We start from the raw sequence: 15,244 nt of genomic DNA, 5'->3' as shown, positions 1-15,244 counted from the left end.
CAGAACGGCCGGACGGGTCGGTCGGAGCCGTCAGACGGTCTGGACGTCGATCGCGGTGCGGCCCTCGCGCCGCGGGCGGCCGGCTCGACGCTCCGGCTCGACACCGCCCGCGCGCAGGTCGGCACGCAGCTCGCGCGGCAGGGAGAACATGAGGTCCTCGGTCGCCGTGCGGACCTCCTCGACGTCCTCGAACCCGTGGCCCGCCAGCAGCTCGAGCACGTCCCGGACCAGGATCTCGGGCACCGAGGCACCCGAGGTCAGCCCCACCGTGGTCGCCCCGTCGAGCCAGGCCGGGTCGATGTCTGCCGCCCGGTCCACCCGGTAGGAGCTGCGGGCGCCCGAGTCGAGCGCGACCTCGACGAGACGCACCGAGTTCGAGGAGTTCGCCGAACCGACCGTGATGACGACGTCGCACTCCGGCGCGAGCTTCTTGACGGCCACCTGGCGGTTCTGCGTCGCGTAGCAGATGTCGTCCGAGGGCGGGTCCTGCAGGTGCGGGAACCGCTCGCGCAGCCGGCGCACGGTCTCCATCGTCTCGTCGACCGACAGCGTGGTCTGCGAGATCCACACCAGCTTCTCCGGGTCGCGCACGACGACGGCGTCCACCGCCTCCGGGGAGTTGACGACCTGGATGTGCTCGGGGGCCTCGCCCTGCGTGCCCTCGACCTCCTCGTGGCCGTCGTGCCCGATGAGCAGGATCTCGTAGTCGTCGGCGGCGAACCGGACGGCCTCCTTGTGCACCTTCGTCACCAGCGGGCACGTCGCGTCGATCGTCTGCAGGGACCGCGACGTCGCGGCCGCGCGCACCGCAGGCGAGACCCCGTGGGCCGAGAACACCACGCGGGCGCCCTCCGGCACGTCGTCGGTGTCGTCGACGAAGACCGCGCCGCGCGAGGCGAGGGTCTCCACGACGTACTTGTTGTGCACGATCTCCTTGCGCACGTACACGGGGGCGCCGTAGTGCTCGAGGGCCTTCTCGACCGCGACGACCGCGCGGTCGACGCCGGCGCAGTAGCCACGAGGAGCCGCGAGGAGCACGCGCTTGCGGCCGGGGGTGCTGGTCGTGGAGGTCACCGAGCGAGTCTAGGCGGCGGTCCGCGCGGGTCCTGCGTACGGGTCGTGCGCAGGCGGTGCCGGTCGTACCGGTCGCACAGCTCGTGCCGGTCGTGTCGGGACGGTAGGGCACCCTGGTCCCGTGAGCCCGGACCCCCTCGACCCACCGCCCGGACCGACGCGCACGACGGCGCTGCCGGTGAAGGCGGGCGACACCACCGCCGACCGCCCGTGGCCCGTCCGGCACCTCGCGCCGAAGATCGCGGACTACATCGCCCGGATGCCGCCGGTCTGGGTCGAGGGGCAGGTGCTCAACCTCAAGCGGTGGAACTCGCTGTACTTCCTGACGCTGCGCGACACCGACCTCGACATGTCGTTGTCGGTCACGGCACCCGCCTCGGCCATCGGCCCGGTGGCCGACCGGCTCGCGGACGGTTCGCACCTGGTGGTGCACGCCCGCCCGCGGTTCCACGCGAAGAAGGGCGACCTGACGTTCGCCGCCGACGAGGTCCGGCTCGTCGGTCTGGGCGAGCTGCTCGCGCGCATCGAGCACCTCAAGGGCGTGCTGGGCGCCGAGGGCCTGTTCGACGCCGACCGCAAGCGCCCGCTGCCGTTCCTGCCGGCCGTCGTCGGCCTGGTGTGCGCGCAGCAGGGCGACGCCGAGCACGACGTGGTGTCCAACGCCCGCGCCCGGTGGGCGGCGGTGCAGTTCGAGATCCGCCGCGTGACCGTCCAGGGACCGCGGGCCGTGCCCGAGGTGAGCGCCGCGATCGCCGAGCTGGATGCCGACCCGCGGGTCGAGGTGATCGTGGTCGCCCGGGGCGGCGGCTCGTTCGAGGACCTGCTGCCGTTCAGCAACGAGGCGCTCGTGCGTGCGGCGGCCGCGTGCCGCACACCGCTGGTCTCGGCGATCGGCCACCACCTGGACGCACCGCTGCTCGACCTGGTCGCCGACCTGCGCGCGTCGACGCCGACCGACGCCGCCAAGCGGATCGTGCCGGACGTCGCCGAGGAGCGTGCGCGGCTGCAGCAGGCCCGGCAACGGTCCCGGCACGCCCTGGGTCAGCGGCTCACCCGCGAGCAACACGGGCTGGACCACTGGCGCAGCCGTCCCGTGCTGGCGACGCCGACGACGCTCGTCGACCCGCACGAGCGTCGGCTGCACGTGCTGCGGGACACCGGTCGTCGCCTGCTCGACGACGCCGTGCTGCACGCCCGCGCCGAGACGCTGCGCCTCGCGGCCCAGGTGCGGGCACTCTCCCCCGCGGCGACCCTGGAGCGCGGGTACGCCGTGGTGCAGCGGGCGGACGGCCACGTGGTCCGTGACCCGAGCGACGTCGGCGCGGGCGAGCGCCTGCGGGTGCGGGTCGCGCACGGAGAGCTGGCCGCCACCGCACTCGGCCCCGAGGCCGATCCTGACGACACGCCACGCGCCGACAGCGACCAGGACGCACCCACCCAGGCCGGGAAGAAGCCGGCGCGCAAGGCGCCGCGTCGGGCCGCCGGCTCCACGGTCTGAGACCGAGCGCCCCGCGGAGCGATCGCGTGGGCGCCGCCTGGTTGACTGTGCCCGTGCCTCCGTCGAACACCCCCACGCCCGACGTCCCCACCGAGGTCGCCTCGCTCGGCTACGAGCAGGCCCGTGACGAGCTCGTGTCCGTCGTCGCCCGGCTCGAGGCCGGTGCCGACTCGCTCGAGGAGTCGCTGGCCCTCTGGGAGCGCGGCGAGTCCCTGGCCGCCCGCTGCCAGGAGTGGCTGGACGGCGCCCGGGCTCGCCTGGAGGGCGCCCGCACGTCCTCGACCCCAGCATCAGCCTCCGCGTCAGCACCCGAGGGCGAGGAGCTCTGATGAGCACGCCGACACCCGACCCGACCTCCGACCCGACGCCCGACGAGCACCGCCCGCGCACCCCTGCCCAGGCCTGGGCCGCGCTGCGCGCTGGCAACGACCGGTTCGTCCGCGGCGAGATGGAGCACCCCTCGCAGGGCATCGACCGGCGTGCTCAGCTGTCCGCCGCGCAGTACCCCTTCGCCGTGATCTTCGGGTGCTCCGACTCGCGCGTGGCCGCCGAGATCATCTTCGACCAGGGACTCGGCGACGTGTTCGTCGTGCGGACCGCGGGCCACGTGCTCGACACCACCGTGATCGGCTCGATCGAGTACGGCGTCGAGGTGCTCGGCGCCTCGCTCGTGGTCGTCCTCGGGCACGACAGCTGCGGGGCGGTCGCCGCCGCCACCGCAGCGCTGCAGCACGGCGAGCTTCCTCGCGGGTTCGTCCGCGCGGTCGTCGACCGGGTCATCCCGAGCATCGTCAGCCTGCACGGGCCCGACGGCACCGGCATGGCGACCGTCGACGCCGCCACGCTCGGGCACGAGCACGTGCGGCACACCGTGCAGATGCTGCAGGGCTACTCGATGTCGCTGGCCGAGGCCATCGACCAGGGCCGGTGCGCGATCGTCGGCCTGGAGTACACGCTCGCCGACGGGCACGTGCACCTCACCGAGGCGATCGGCGACATCGACTGACCGTCCCCCTGGCGCGTCGCCGACGCGCCCCCGACGACGCCCGGCGCGGGCCCCGGATGCGGCAGGATGGCCGGATGACCTCCGTGACGGGTCCCGACGAGGGGACCGAGTTCCGTATCGAGCACGACACGATGGGCGAGGTCCGGGTTCCGGCCGCCGCCCTCTACCGGGCGCAGACCCAGCGGGCGGTCGAGAACTTCCCGATCTCCGGCAGCAGGCTCGAGCGGGGCCACATCGAGGCCCTCGCCCGGATCAAGAAGGCCGCGGCCCGCGCGAACGCCGAGCTGGGGGTCCTGCCGCAGGACGTCGCCGACGCGATCGTGACCGCGGCCGACGAGGTCGCTGCCGGCCTGCACGACGCGCACTTCCCGGTCGACGTCTACCAGACGGGCTCGGGCACGAGCTCGAACATGAACACCAACGAGGTCCTCGCGACGCTCGCGACGCGGGTCCTGGGCCGGGACGTGCACCCGAACGACCACGTCAACGCCTCGCAGTCCTCGAACGACGTGTTCCCGACGTCGGTGCACGTCGCCGCGACCGCGGGTGTCGTCGTCGACCTCGTGCCCGCGCTCATGCACCTGGCGGCCGAGCTCGAGGAGAAGGCCACGGCGTGGTCCGGCGTCGTGAAGTCGGGCCGCACGCACCTGATGGACGCCACGCCCGTGACCCTCGGTCAGGAGTTCGGCGGCTATGCCGCCGCGGTCCGGTACGGCGTGGAGCGGCTGCAGTCCGCGCTCCCCCGCGCCGCCGAGGTGCCGCTGGGCGGCACGGCCGTGGGCACGGGGATCAACACGCCCGCCGGCTTCCCGCAGCGCGTCATCGAGCTGCTCGTCGAGGACACCGGTCTGCCGCTCACCGAGGCGCGCGACCACTTCGAGGCGCAGTCGTCGCGAGACGGCCTCGTCGAGCTGTCCGGTGCGCTGCGGACCATCGCCGTCAGCCTGACCAAGATCTGCAACGACCTGCGCTGGATGGGTTCGGGGCCGAACACGGGCCTGGGCGAGATCTCCATCCCGGACCTGCAGCCGGGCTCGTCGATCATGCCCGGCAAGGTCAACCCGGTGATCCCGGAGGCCGTCCTCATGGTCGCCTCCCGGGTCGTGGGCAACGATGCGACCGTCGCGTGGTCGGGGGCCAGCGGGGCGTTCGAGCTGAACGTGCAGATCCCGGTGATCGCCTCGGCGGTGCTGGAGTCGATCCGGCTGCTCGCGAACGCCTCGCGCGTGCTGGCCGACAAGACGGTGGCCGGCCTGGTCGCGAACGTGGAACGTGCCCGGTCGTTCGCGGAGTCCTCGCCCTCGATCGTCACGCCCCTGAACCGCGTGATCGGCTACGAGGCTGCGGCCGCGATCGCCAAGCACGCCGTGAAGAAGGGGATCACGGTCCGCCAGGCGGTGCTCGACCTCGGCTACGTCGAGCGCGGTGAGCTCAGCCTCGATCAGCTCGACGCGGCACTGGACGTGCTCTCGATGACCCGTCCGCCGCAGGGCTGAGCCCGGCGGTCGTCCTCGCCCGCGGTCGTCCTCGCCCGCGGCCGTCGCCGGGCGGTCAGGCCTCCAGGCTGAACCTGGCCACCTGCGCCTCGAGCTCCTCGGCGACCGAGGTGAGCGAAGCGACCGCACCCTGCACGTCTCCCGCCTCGGCACGTGAGCGGGAGACGTCCTGAGCGACCTGCGCCATCGAGCCGGCGATCTCCTGGGTGCTGGTGGCGGCCACGACGAGGTTCCGTTCGACGTCGGAGGTCGTCGCGGCCTGCTGCTCGACGACCGCCGCCATCGACGACTGGTGGTCGTCCACGAGGCCGATGGACTGGCCGATGCGGGCGACGGCCTCCTGCACGTCGGCGGCGTCCCGCTCGACCGCGGAGAGCAGGGGTCCGATCGTCTCGAGCGCGTTCGAGGTCTGGCGGGCAAGGTCCTTGACCTCGCCTGCGACGACGGCGAAGCCTCGACCGGCCTCTCCGGCCCGGGCCGCCTCGATGGTCGCGTTGAGCGCGAGCATGTGGGTCTGCCCGGCGATCGCGGCGACCGCGGAGACCACGGCGCCGATCTGCGAGGACGACTCGGCGAGCCGGGTGGCGGCGCCAGCCGCCTCGGCCGCCTCGGACACCGATCCGGCAGCCTGGGAGGAGGCCGCGGCGACGTCCTGCGCGACGTGCTCGATGGTGGTGCGCAGCTCGGTCATGGCGGCCGTGATCGCCTGGACCTCGGAGGACACGACGGTCGCGCTGCCGGAGACGGTGTCGGCGAGTGCCGAGGTCGCGCCGGCGACGTCGGCGAGCGTGGTGCTCGACCCGTCGAGGCGGCGCGCGGTCGAGAGCACCTGGTCGGCGCCCTGGCGCATCTGGCCGACGGCGGTCCGCATGCTCGTGACCGCGTCGGTGAGCGCACCGTTCATCACGGCGATCTCGTCCTCGCCGTCCGTACCGCGCGTGCCGGCGGTCTCGGCCCCGACGCTGACGGTCAGGTCGCCGTCGGCCACGCGACGCAGGGCACCGGTGACCCGCGCGATGCGGCGCACGACCCGACCTGACTGCCACACCACCAGGCAGGACGCGAGAGCGGCGACCAGGCCACCGACCAGCAGCAGCTGCACGCCGATCCCCCGGGCACCGTCCTGGAGGGTGGCGGAGACCGCGCCGACCTCGCTGTCGGGCATCCAGGCGACGATCGTCCAGCCCCACGCGGCCACGTGCACGACCTCCGCGGTGGCGGCGGTCCCGCCCGCGACGATCTGCCGGTCCAGCTGCTCGCCGTCCGCGAGCGCCACGGCGTCGGCGACGAGCGCGCCCGCGTCCTGCTCGGTCAGCACCGCAGGGCCGTCGGACGGGACGAGCTGGGCGCCGTCCTTGTCGAGGACCGTCAGCCCTCCCGTCTCACCGAGCGTGACGCCCGCGAGCGACTCACGCAGCGGTGCGTCCACCTCGGACTGCGGGATGCCGACGAACAGTGCCCCGACGACCTGGTCACCGGCGACGATCGGGGCGTACGCGGTGACGTAGGGGGCGCCCACGACGCTCGCCGTGCCGTAGTACGGCTGGCCGGCGAGCAGCGAGGTCACGACGGCGTTGGGGGTCGCGTCGGCCCCGGTCGCCGGGATGTACGTGCCGATCGCCCGGGTGCCGTCGGCGGTGGGCACGGACGTGGCGACGCGCAGCATGTTCCCCGACTCGTCCATCCGCTGGAAGACGGTGACCGCGGCGTCGAGTAGACCGGCCGTGTCGTCCACGAACGCCGTGGGGGCGGTCAGGTCGGCGTTCTGCCCGAGCCACAGACCTCCGACGCGGACGGCGGGCAGGCTGAGCTGGCTGACCTCGCCGGAGACCTGGTCCTTCGCGGTCCAGGCGACCGGGTCGCCGAACGACACCCCGCCGCTGTCGACGAGCCGCTGCTGGGCCACCGCGAGCTCGACCGCCATGCGCTGCGTGACGGTCGCCACCTGGGTCTCGACGAGGTTCGCGGACTGTGCGGCGGACTGCTGCAGCGAGGAGTGCACGAGCTCGTCGACGTGGCCGGCGGCGTCGTCCGCGAGGGCGGAGGTCCGCACCCCCGACACGACCGACAGGACGACGGCGGTGACGACGACCGCACCGGCACCGCTGAGCACGAGCTGGTTGCGCAGGCTGCGGCGGACGGTCCTCGGGAGGAGTGGCACGTAGGGCTCCGCTTCTGATGGGTCGCTGTCGTCCGTCCCATCGGTCGCGTCGCAGGTCGCAGGAGGCCCGCGGGCCTCGCAGGACCGCACCGGGGCAGGATTCACCCGGTGCCGTCCCGGCGGCCCGCGGGCCGTATCCGGGGCTTCCGCTCAGGCCTCGGCGGTCGAACCCTCGACGGCTGCGACGGCCGGCTCGGCGGGCGCGGGAGCCGGCGTGTGGCCGTGCTGCGGCCGGATGCCGTGCATGGCCAGCGCCGAGACGAGCCCGAGCACCAGGACCGCCGCCGCGAGCAGCAGCGTCTGGCCGACGGCGGTCGCGAACCCGGAGTGCACCGCGTCGAGTGCGACCTGCTGGACCTGGGCGGCCACGTCGGCCGGCACCGAGTCGGGCAGGGTCAGTCCGCCGCCGGAGCCGCCGGAGAACGACGAGACGTCGGCCTGGGCGAAGCCGTCGACGAACTGCTGCCGGAACGCCTCCGGCAGGCGACCGGCGGCGTCCTGGGCCGCGGCGGGGATCGTGGCCGCGAGCCGGGAGGTGAGCATCGCGACGATCGCGGCCGACCCGATGACGCCACCGATCTGGCGCGTGGTGTTGAACGCGCCCGCTCCGGCACCCGCGGTGCGCTGGTCCAGCCCGGAGGTGGCGAGGTTGGCCAGCGGGGAGAACAGGCAGCCCGTGCCGAGCCCGAAGACCGCCATGGGGCCGAGCACGTGCCAGGCGACGAGGCCGGGCTCGATGATCACGGAGAGCCACACGACCGAGATCGTGAGGAACGCGAACCCGGAGGCGACGACCCACTTGCCGGGGACACGGTCGGACAGCCGGCCGGCGAACGGGGCGACCACGCCCGAGATGAGCGAACCGGGCAGGTTCACCAGGGCCGCCTGCAGCGGCGAGAGGCCGAGCACGGACTGCAGGAAGAGGGTCAGCGGGAAGAAGATGCCGATCATCGCGAAGGACACGGTCGCACCGGCGACGTTCGACAGCGAGAAGTTCCGGCGGTGGAACAGGGTCAGCGGCAGGAGCGCGTCCTGGCCGCGGTGCCGCTGCCACAGGATGAAGCCGACGAGCACGACGACGCCGGCGGCGATGACGGACCACACGGTGATCGGGCCCGTGATGGTCCCCCAGTCGTACGTCGCACCTTCCTGGATGCCGAAGACGAGCAGGAACATGCCGACGACCGACAGTGCGACCCCCACGCCGTCGAAGGACCGGGTGTGCCGTTCGAGCGAGGGCAGCCGACGCACGGCGAGCACCAGCGCGACGACCCCGACGGGGATGTTGACGAAGAAGATCCACTCCCAGCCGACGGTCTCGACGAGCAGGCCGCCGAGCACGGGGCCGGTGATCGTGGCCACGCCGGCCACGGCACCCCAGATGCCCATGGCCGCTCCACGCTGCTGGGGCGGGAAGACCCGGGTGATCATCGACATGGTCTGCGGTGTCATGAGCGCGCCGCCGATGCCCTGGACGGCGCGGGCCGCGACGAGCATCCCGATGCTGCCGGACATGCCGCACCACAGCGAGGAGAGCGTGAAGACGACGAGGCCGACGACGAACACCGGCCGCGGCCCGAACGTGTCGCCGAGCCGGCCGGTGACCAGGAGCAGGACGGCGAAGGTGAGCAGGTAGGCACTGTTGACCCAGCCGACGGCGGTCAGGCTCGCGTCGAAGGTCGAGACGAGCGTCGGCACGGCGATGTTCACGATCGTCGTGTCGACCATGATCATGAAGAAGCCCAGGCACAGCGGGGGCAGGATGCTCCACGGGCTGCGCCCGTGCAGGTCGACGAGGGCGCGTGGCACGGGGGCCGGCGCGGGTGCGGGTGTGGTCATGGTGCGTTCTCCGTGGGGGTGAGGGCGTCCGTGTCCAGGGTGCGCGCGGCCCGCACGAAGTGCTCGGGCAGCGGGGCGTCCCAGTCGAGGGCGCCGGTGGTGAGCTCGCGCAGCGTGCGGTCGAGCCAGTCGATCTCGGTGCGCAGGTGCGCGATCTCGTACTCGACGTCGAGCAGGTAGTGACGCGGAAGGCCGCGGTCGCGGATGGCCTGCAGGCGCCGGTTCATCTCGTCGAGGCGGTCGACCGTCCGGGTGCGCCGCTGGGCGAGGGCCGCGGTCACGTCGGCTTCGGGCAGCTCGTGGCACTCGGCGAGGCCGACGGTGAACAGCGGGTAGGACGGGTGGTCCTCGCCGAGCAGCGCGCGTACGCGCGTGGCGAAGGCCGCCCGTCCGTCCGCGGTGATCTCGTACGTGGTGCGTTCGGGTCGGCGGCCGTCGCGGTCCGTGCCGACGACCTGGGCGAGGCCGTCGCGCTCGAGGCGTTCGACCGCGTGGTAGACGGCGCCGGGGCTGACCCGCACGAGCCGGGTGTCCCCGCGCTGCGTGAGCACCTGGTGCACCTGGTAGGGGTGCATGGGTCGCTCGTGCAGCAGCGCGAGCGCGAGGACCGCGACGGCCGACAGCTCTGCACGCACGACGACCAACCCCTTGCTCCGCGCCGACTATTCCGGCCGGAATATAGGCACACGCTCGGGGCGAAGTCCAGGCCGTCTCCTCGGCCGGACGGCCGCCTCAGACCTCGATGCCCTCGAGCATCTCGGTGACCAGGGCCGCGACGGGCGACCGCTCGGACCGGGTCAGCGTGACGTGCGCGAACAGCGGGTGGCCCTTGAGCGCCTCGATGACCGCCGCCACGCCGTCGTGCCGGCCGACCCGCAGGTTGTCCCGCTGGGCGACGTCGTGCGTGAGCACCACGCGCGAGCTCTGACCGATGCGGGACATGACCGTGAGCAGCACGTTGCGCTCGAGCGACTGCGCCTCGTCGACGATCACGAAGGCGTCGTGCAGGGAGCGGCCACGGATGTGCGTGAGCGGCAGCACCTCGAGCAGGTCCCGGTCGAGGATCTCCTCGACGACCTCCTTGCTCACGAGCGCCCCGAGCGTGTCGAACACGGCCTGCGCCCAGGGGTTCATCTTCTCCGCCTCGGAGCCGGGCAGGTAGCCGAGCTCCTGCCCGCCGACGGCGTACAGCGGCCGGAACACCATGACCTTGCGGTGCTGGCGACGCTCGAGCACCGCCTCGAGCCCGGCGCACAGCGCGAGTGCGGACTTGCCCGTACCCGCACGGCCACCGAGCGAGACGATCCCGATCTCCTCGTCGAGCAGCAGGTCGATCGCGATCCGCTGCTCGGCGCTGCGCCCGTGCACCCCGAACACGTCCTGGTCGCCGCGCACGAGCTGCACGTGCTTGTCGGCCGTGACCCGGCCGAGCGCGGAGCCGCGCGGGCTGTGCAGCACGAGTCCCGTGTGGCAGGGCAGCTCCTGCACCGTGCCGGTCGGACCGATCGGCAGCTCGACGTCGGCGAGCGGCACCGACTCGTGCTCCCACAGGTCGGCCATCTGCTGCTCGGTGAGGTCCAGCCCGTCCATGCCCGTCCAGCCGGAGTCGATCGCCAGCTCGGCCCGGTACTCCTCCGCCCGCAGCCCGACGGCCGAGGCCTTGACCCGCATCGGCAGGTCCTTGGAGACGACCGTGACGTCGTGCCCCTCGGCGGCGAGGTTCGCCGCGACCGACAGGATGCGCGTGTCGTTGTCACCCAGCCGGAAGCCGGCCGGCAGCACCGTCGGGTCGGTGTGGTTGAGCTCGACGCGCAGCGTGCCGCCCTCGTCGGTCAGCGGCAGCGGTGCGTCCAGCCGGCCGTGCCGGATCCGCAGGTCGTCCAGCAGCCGCAGCGCGGACCGGGCGAAGTAGCCGAGCTCGGCGTGGTGCCGCTTGGCCTCGAGCTCGGTGATCACCACCACGGGGATGACCACGTCGTGCTCGGCGAACCGCAGGATCGCGCGCGGGTCGGACAGCAGGACCGAGGTGTCCAGCACATGGGTGCGGCGGCCCTCGAGGGCCGCCGCGGGAGCTTCGGGCATCTGGTCGACCGAGGTGCGGAACTCGTCCATCTCGTGCGCGGTGCTGGCCACGGCAGCTCCCCAGGGTTCCCGGGCAGCGGGCGCCGCCCTCTTGTCGGGAACGTACGCCGGGCCACCGACATGCAGGGCGCCGCATCGACGCGTGTCGCGAGGTCGTCCTCGAGTGTTCACCTGCCCGACACACGCCGGTCCCGGCCTGCCGCGAGGGACCGTCGGGGCGGCACCCGCACGCGCCGCGCGGAACCCCAGGTCAGCGCTCGGACCGTGCCCGGAGCACCGCCCCCGGGCCGGCGGGAGGCAGCTCAGCGGCCGAGTCGACGCTCACGATCGCCGTAGGCGCGCACCGCGCGCAGGAAGTCGACCCGCCGGAAGTCGGGCCAGTAGGCCTCGCAGAAGTAGAACTCCGAGTGGGCGCTCTGCCAGAGCAGGAACCCGCCGAGCCGCTGCTCGCCCGACGTGCGGATCACCAGGTCCGGGTCCGGCTGCCCCTTGGTGTAGAGGCGTTCGGCGATGTGCTCGACGTCGAACGCCTCGGCCAGCTCGTCCAGGCTCGACCCGGCGTCGGCGTGCTCGCGCAGGAAGGCGCGCACCGCGTCGGCGATCTCGCGCCGCCCGCCGTAGCCGACGGCGACGTTCACGTGCAGGCCGCGCACCTCGGCCGTGGACCGCTCGGCCTCTCGCAGCGCCGAGCGCGTCTGGTCGGGCAGCAGGTCGAGCGAACCGACGGCCTGGATGCGCCACCGGCCGGTCGCGGCGAGGTCACGCACGGCGTCCTCGATGATCGCGAGCAGCGGCTCGAGCTCCTCGGCGGGTCGCGCCAGGTTGTCGGTGGAGAGCATCCACAGCGTGACGACCTCGACCCCGACGTCCTCGCTCCAGTCGAGCAGGTCGGCGATCTTGTCAGCCCCCCGCTGGTGACCGGTGGCGGTCGACTGACCGAATGCGCGCGCCCAGCGCCGGTTGCCGTCGAGGATCACTCCCACGTGCCGGGGCACCCGGTCCTGAGCGAGCGAGCCGCGCAGGCGCCGTTCGTACAGCCCGTAGAGCGGGTGGGGCAGACGCACGCGGGGGCTCCTCGGTGGGATGACGACGACGTGCCCACCGTACCCGTCGACTACCGTCGTCCTGAGCGGTTCGCTGCGTCGACAGCACTACCTACGGTGCCGTAACCTACGGGCTCGTAGGTTGTCCATGACGAGTCACGCCGTGCAGGCACGGCCCCGCTGCCGCCGTCAGGCAGCCCCCGACCGGAGGTTCCCATGGAGCAGTCCCGACCGACCCAGGCACCGGGCGGAGCGGTCGAGCAGGCGATCGAGACCGTCAAGGGCGCGGTCAAGCCACTGCTGCGGGGCTGGATCCACGCCGGCGTCGCCCCGTTCGTGCTCGCCGCGGGCATCGTCCTGGTCGCGCTGTCCCCCACGCCGGCCGCACGGTGGGCCAACACCGTCTTCGCGATCTCGGCGTTCCTGCTGTTCGGGACGAGCGCGGTCTACCACCGCGGCCACTGGTCGCCCAAGGTCGCCGCCGTCCTGCGTCGGCTCGACCACACGAACATCTTCCTCATCATCGCGGGCACCTCGACGTCCCTGTCGGTGCTCCTGCTGCCCGCCGACACCGCGCGGGCGCTGCTCATCATCGTCTGGTCGGGGGCGATCCTCGGGCTGCTCGCCCGGATCTTCTGGCTCGGCGCCCCGCGCTGGGTGTACGTGCCGGTCTACGTCGCGCTGGGCTGGGTCGCGGTGTGGTTCCTGCCGGACTTCGCCGAGACCGGCGGCATGGCGATCGTGTGGCTCGTCGCCGCCGGCGGCCTGGCCTACACGCTCGGCGCGGTCGTCTACGGGCTCAAGCGCCCCAACCCGAGCCCGCGCGTGTTCGGGTTCCACGAGATCTTCCACGCGCTCACGGTGATCGGCTTCACGTGCCACTACGTCGCGGTGTCGATCGCGACGTACACCGTCGCCTGACCCCTGCCGTCACCGCGACGCGTCGGGGTCCGCGAGGCGCTCGACGCCGCGCGGGACCACGTCGTACCGCCGGTTCGCCAGCGACGGGTTCCGCTCCCGGACGACCGCGAGGGCCGCGCCGTCGACGTCGACCGTCCGCACGCCCGGCCGCTCGTCCAGCTCGAGCCCCACGACACCGTCCGGCGCGACGACCAGCGAACGGCCCACGACCCCCCGGCCCGCCTGACCGACCGCGACGACCGCGCACGTGTTCTCGATCGCCCGCGCGACGGCCAGCGTGCGCCAGTGCAAGGCCTTGAGCTCGCCGTCGGCCCACGCCGCGGGGACGACGAGCACGTCCGCGCCCGCGTCGACGAGCCGGCGCGCCTGCTCCGGGAACCGCAGGTCGTAGCAGGTCATGACCCCGAACCGCAGCCCGGCCACCTCGAGCACGAGCGGCGGGGCGTCAGCCGGCCCCGGGACCAGCCGGTCGGATTCGCGGTGCCCGAACGCGTCGTACAGGTGCACCTTGCGGTACACGCCCACCAGCGCCCCCGTGCCGTCGACACCGACCACGGCGTTGACGGCGCGACCGTCGCCCGGCCCGGGCAGCGTGGTCCCCGCCAGCGCCGCCACACCCGTACGCGCCGCACAGGCGCGCACGAGCTGGACGAACGGGCCGTCGAGCGGCTCGGCGTGCTGCTCGCCGACACCGTGCGGGTCGAAGCTCGAGGCGTACTCCGGCAGCACGAGCAGGTCGGCGCGGGCACGTTCGGCGATCGCGAACGCGTCCTGCACGGCCTCCCGGTTCGCGGCCCGGTCGTCGGTCACGCTGAGCTGCCCGACCGTGACCCGCACCGCGGGGCGGACCGGCGGCTCGGGGCGGTTCACCGCCCCGACCCCTCCGTGCGGTCAGCGGGTTCGACCTCGGCAGGGTCGTCCTCGGCCTGCGAACCGGCCTGCGTGCCCTCGCCCGTCGGGCCGACCTCGTCGCCGTCCTCGCCCACGTCCTGACCCTCGTCCTCGTCCTCGTCCTCGTCCTCGAGCTGCTTGGCCCGTCGGTCGACGACCCGCAGCTGCCGGGTCAGCGAGAGGAACAGGCCCACGCAGGCCACCGCGAGCGCGAAGGTGAACACGAACCCGAGGAAGCCCGGCGAACCACCCTCGGAGTCCGAGACCAGCACGTCGGACGGGCTCGGGGACGGCGCGGCCGCAGCGAGCGACGTCACGAGCCGCACGGCCAGGTCCAGCGAGCCGCTCACGCCCCCGCCTCCCCGACCCCGGCGAACAGGTCGTCCTCCGGCAGGGTGACGGGTACGCGCGAGGCGGCCAGCTCGTACTCCTCGGTCGGCCACAGCCGGGCCTCGAGCTCGCGCGGGACCGAGAAGAAGAACCCGTCCGGGTCGATCTGCGTGGCATGCGCGCGCAGCGCCGCGTCACGGGCCTCGAAGTGGTCCGCGACCGGCACCCGCGTCGTGACCTCGCGCTCGGGGATCTCGCGCGCCATCCGCGAGTCGATCCAGTCCCCGAACGGCGAGGGGTGCCCCTCGGCGACGAGTGCGTCGTGCACGGCACGCATCCGCACCAGGGAGAACCCGTGGTTGTAGTACAGCTTGAGCGGCTCCCACGGCTCGCCCGCGTCGGGGTAGCGGCTCGCGTCCGCCGCCGCGTCCCACGCCTCGACGGCGACCTTGTGCGTCATGACGTGGTCCGGGTGCGGGTAGCCGCCCGTGGGGTCGTACGTCGTGATGACGTGCGGCCGGAACTCGCGCACGAGCGCCACGAGCGGCGCGGCCGCCACCTCGAGCGGCTGCGCGGCGAAGCACCCCTCGGGCAGCGGGGGCAGCGGGTCGCCCTCGGGCAGACCCGAGTCGACGAAGCCCAGCCAGTGCTGGCGCACGCCGAGCGCCTGCGCGGCGGCAGCCATCTCGACCCGTCGCACCGCGCGCATGGCCTCGATCCCGGGCTCGACCGTGCCGTACGACGGGTTGAGCACGTCGCCGCGTTCACCGCCCGTGCACGTCACGACGAGCACGTCGACGCCCTCCGCGGCGTACTTCGCGGTCGTCGCAGCACCCTTGCTGGACTCGTCGTCGGGATGGGCGTGCACCGCCATCAGGCGCAGGCGCTCTCCGGTCACGTCGT

General features: G+C 73.4%; 14 protein-coding genes. 5 read left to right on the top strand and 9 right to left on the bottom strand.

Annotated elements, in window-relative coordinates:
* Window positions 1–30: 30 nt before the first annotated feature.
* The gene (locus BKA22_RS12585) at window positions 31–1,074 is read right to left on the bottom strand and encodes a 4-hydroxy-3-methylbut-2-enyl diphosphate reductase (RefSeq protein WP_146953866.1); all 1,044 of its coding nucleotides are present in this window, start codon (window positions 1,072–1,074) and stop codon (window positions 31–33) included.
* Window positions 1,075–1,195: 121 nt separating this feature from the next.
* On the opposite strand from BKA22_RS12585, the gene xseA reads away from it, so the two are divergent.
* The 4 genes from xseA (at window position 1,196) to BKA22_RS12565 (ending at window position 5,074) form a co-directional block, all read left to right on the top strand.
* Complete coding sequence (xseA, locus tag BKA22_RS12580; RefSeq protein WP_146953867.1) at window positions 1,196–2,572, top strand: exodeoxyribonuclease VII large subunit; 1,377 nt, start codon at window positions 1,196–1,198, stop codon at window positions 2,570–2,572.
* 47 nt (window positions 2,573–2,619) lie between these two features.
* The gene (locus tag BKA22_RS12575; protein ID WP_371863668.1) at window positions 2,620–2,901 is read left to right on the top strand and encodes an exodeoxyribonuclease VII small subunit; all 282 of its coding nucleotides are present in this window, start codon (window positions 2,620–2,622) and stop codon (window positions 2,899–2,901) included.
* Window positions 2,901–3,578, top strand: a complete 678-nt coding sequence (locus tag BKA22_RS12570; protein ID WP_146953868.1) for a carbonic anhydrase — start codon at window positions 2,901–2,903, stop codon at window positions 3,576–3,578. The genes BKA22_RS12575 and BKA22_RS12570 overlap by 1 nt, the downstream gene beginning before the upstream one ends.
* A gap of 74 nt (window positions 3,579–3,652) precedes the next feature.
* Complete coding sequence (locus BKA22_RS12565) at window positions 3,653–5,074, top strand: class II fumarate hydratase (RefSeq protein ID WP_146953869.1); 1,422 nt, start codon at window positions 3,653–3,655, stop codon at window positions 5,072–5,074.
* A gap of 55 nt (window positions 5,075–5,129) precedes the next feature.
* Here BKA22_RS12565 and BKA22_RS12560 read toward each other — a convergent pair whose 3' ends face one another.
* From BKA22_RS12560 to BKA22_RS12540, 5 genes are all read right to left on the bottom strand, one after another.
* A complete protein-coding gene (locus BKA22_RS12560) occupies window positions 5,130–7,235 on the bottom strand; it encodes a methyl-accepting chemotaxis protein (protein WP_179561770.1) in 2,106 nt (701 codons plus the stop codon).
* A 150-nt stretch (window positions 7,236–7,385) separates the two neighbouring features.
* Window positions 7,386–9,074 carry a DHA2 family efflux MFS transporter permease subunit gene (locus tag BKA22_RS12555; protein ID WP_146953871.1) on the bottom strand — a complete coding sequence of 563 codons (1,689 nt, stop codon included), beginning with the start codon at window positions 9,072–9,074 and terminating at the stop codon, window positions 7,386–7,388.
* Window positions 9,071–9,709: a PadR family transcriptional regulator gene (locus tag BKA22_RS12550; RefSeq protein WP_223203661.1), complete on the bottom strand. Its 639-nt coding sequence runs from the start codon at window positions 9,707–9,709 to the stop codon at window positions 9,071–9,073. Before BKA22_RS12550 ends, BKA22_RS12555 begins: the two co-directional genes overlap by 4 nt.
* A 97-nt stretch (window positions 9,710–9,806) precedes the next feature.
* Entirely contained in the window at window positions 9,807–11,156 is a 1,350-nt protein-coding gene (gene phoH2, locus BKA22_RS12545) for an RNA 5'-3' helicase PhoH2 (protein ID WP_146953923.1), read from the bottom strand.
* Window positions 11,157–11,458: 302 nt separating this feature from the next.
* Window positions 11,459–12,220, bottom strand: a complete 762-nt coding sequence (locus BKA22_RS12540) for an isoprenyl transferase (protein WP_146953872.1) — start codon at window positions 12,218–12,220, stop codon at window positions 11,459–11,461.
* A gap of 195 nt (window positions 12,221–12,415) precedes the next feature.
* On the opposite strand from BKA22_RS12540, the gene trhA reads away from it, so the two are divergent.
* Window positions 12,416–13,120, top strand: coding sequence for a PAQR family membrane homeostasis protein TrhA (gene trhA, locus BKA22_RS12535; protein WP_146953873.1), 705 nt, complete (start codon window positions 12,416–12,418; stop codon window positions 13,118–13,120).
* A 9-nt stretch (window positions 13,121–13,129) separates the two neighbouring features.
* On the opposite strand, the gene BKA22_RS12530 is transcribed toward trhA, so the two are convergent.
* From BKA22_RS12530 to mca, 3 genes are read right to left on the bottom strand one after another with little or no spacing between them, the layout of a single operon-like run.
* Window positions 13,130–13,990 carry a carbon-nitrogen hydrolase family protein gene (locus BKA22_RS12530; RefSeq protein WP_223203662.1) on the bottom strand — a complete coding sequence of 287 codons (861 nt, stop codon included), beginning with the start codon at window positions 13,988–13,990 and terminating at the stop codon, window positions 13,130–13,132.
* Window positions 13,987–14,361 carry a hypothetical protein gene (locus BKA22_RS12525; protein ID WP_146953874.1) on the bottom strand — a complete coding sequence of 125 codons (375 nt, stop codon included), beginning with the start codon at window positions 14,359–14,361 and terminating at the stop codon, window positions 13,987–13,989. The genes BKA22_RS12530 and BKA22_RS12525 overlap by 4 nt, the downstream gene beginning before the upstream one ends.
* Entirely contained in the window at window positions 14,358–15,215 is an 858-nt protein-coding gene (gene mca, locus BKA22_RS12520; RefSeq protein WP_146953925.1) for a mycothiol conjugate amidase Mca, read from the bottom strand. Before mca ends, BKA22_RS12525 begins: the two co-directional genes overlap by 4 nt.
* Window positions 15,216–15,244: the final 29 nt, after the last annotated feature.

The sequence above is a fragment of the Cellulomonas soli genome (assembly GCF_013409305.1).
GTDB classification, from domain to species: domain Bacteria; phylum Actinomycetota; class Actinomycetes; order Actinomycetales; family Cellulomonadaceae; genus Cellulomonas; species Cellulomonas soli.
Note: the sequence above shows the minus strand (reverse complement) of the source record. Positions and strands in the feature narration are given on the sequence as shown.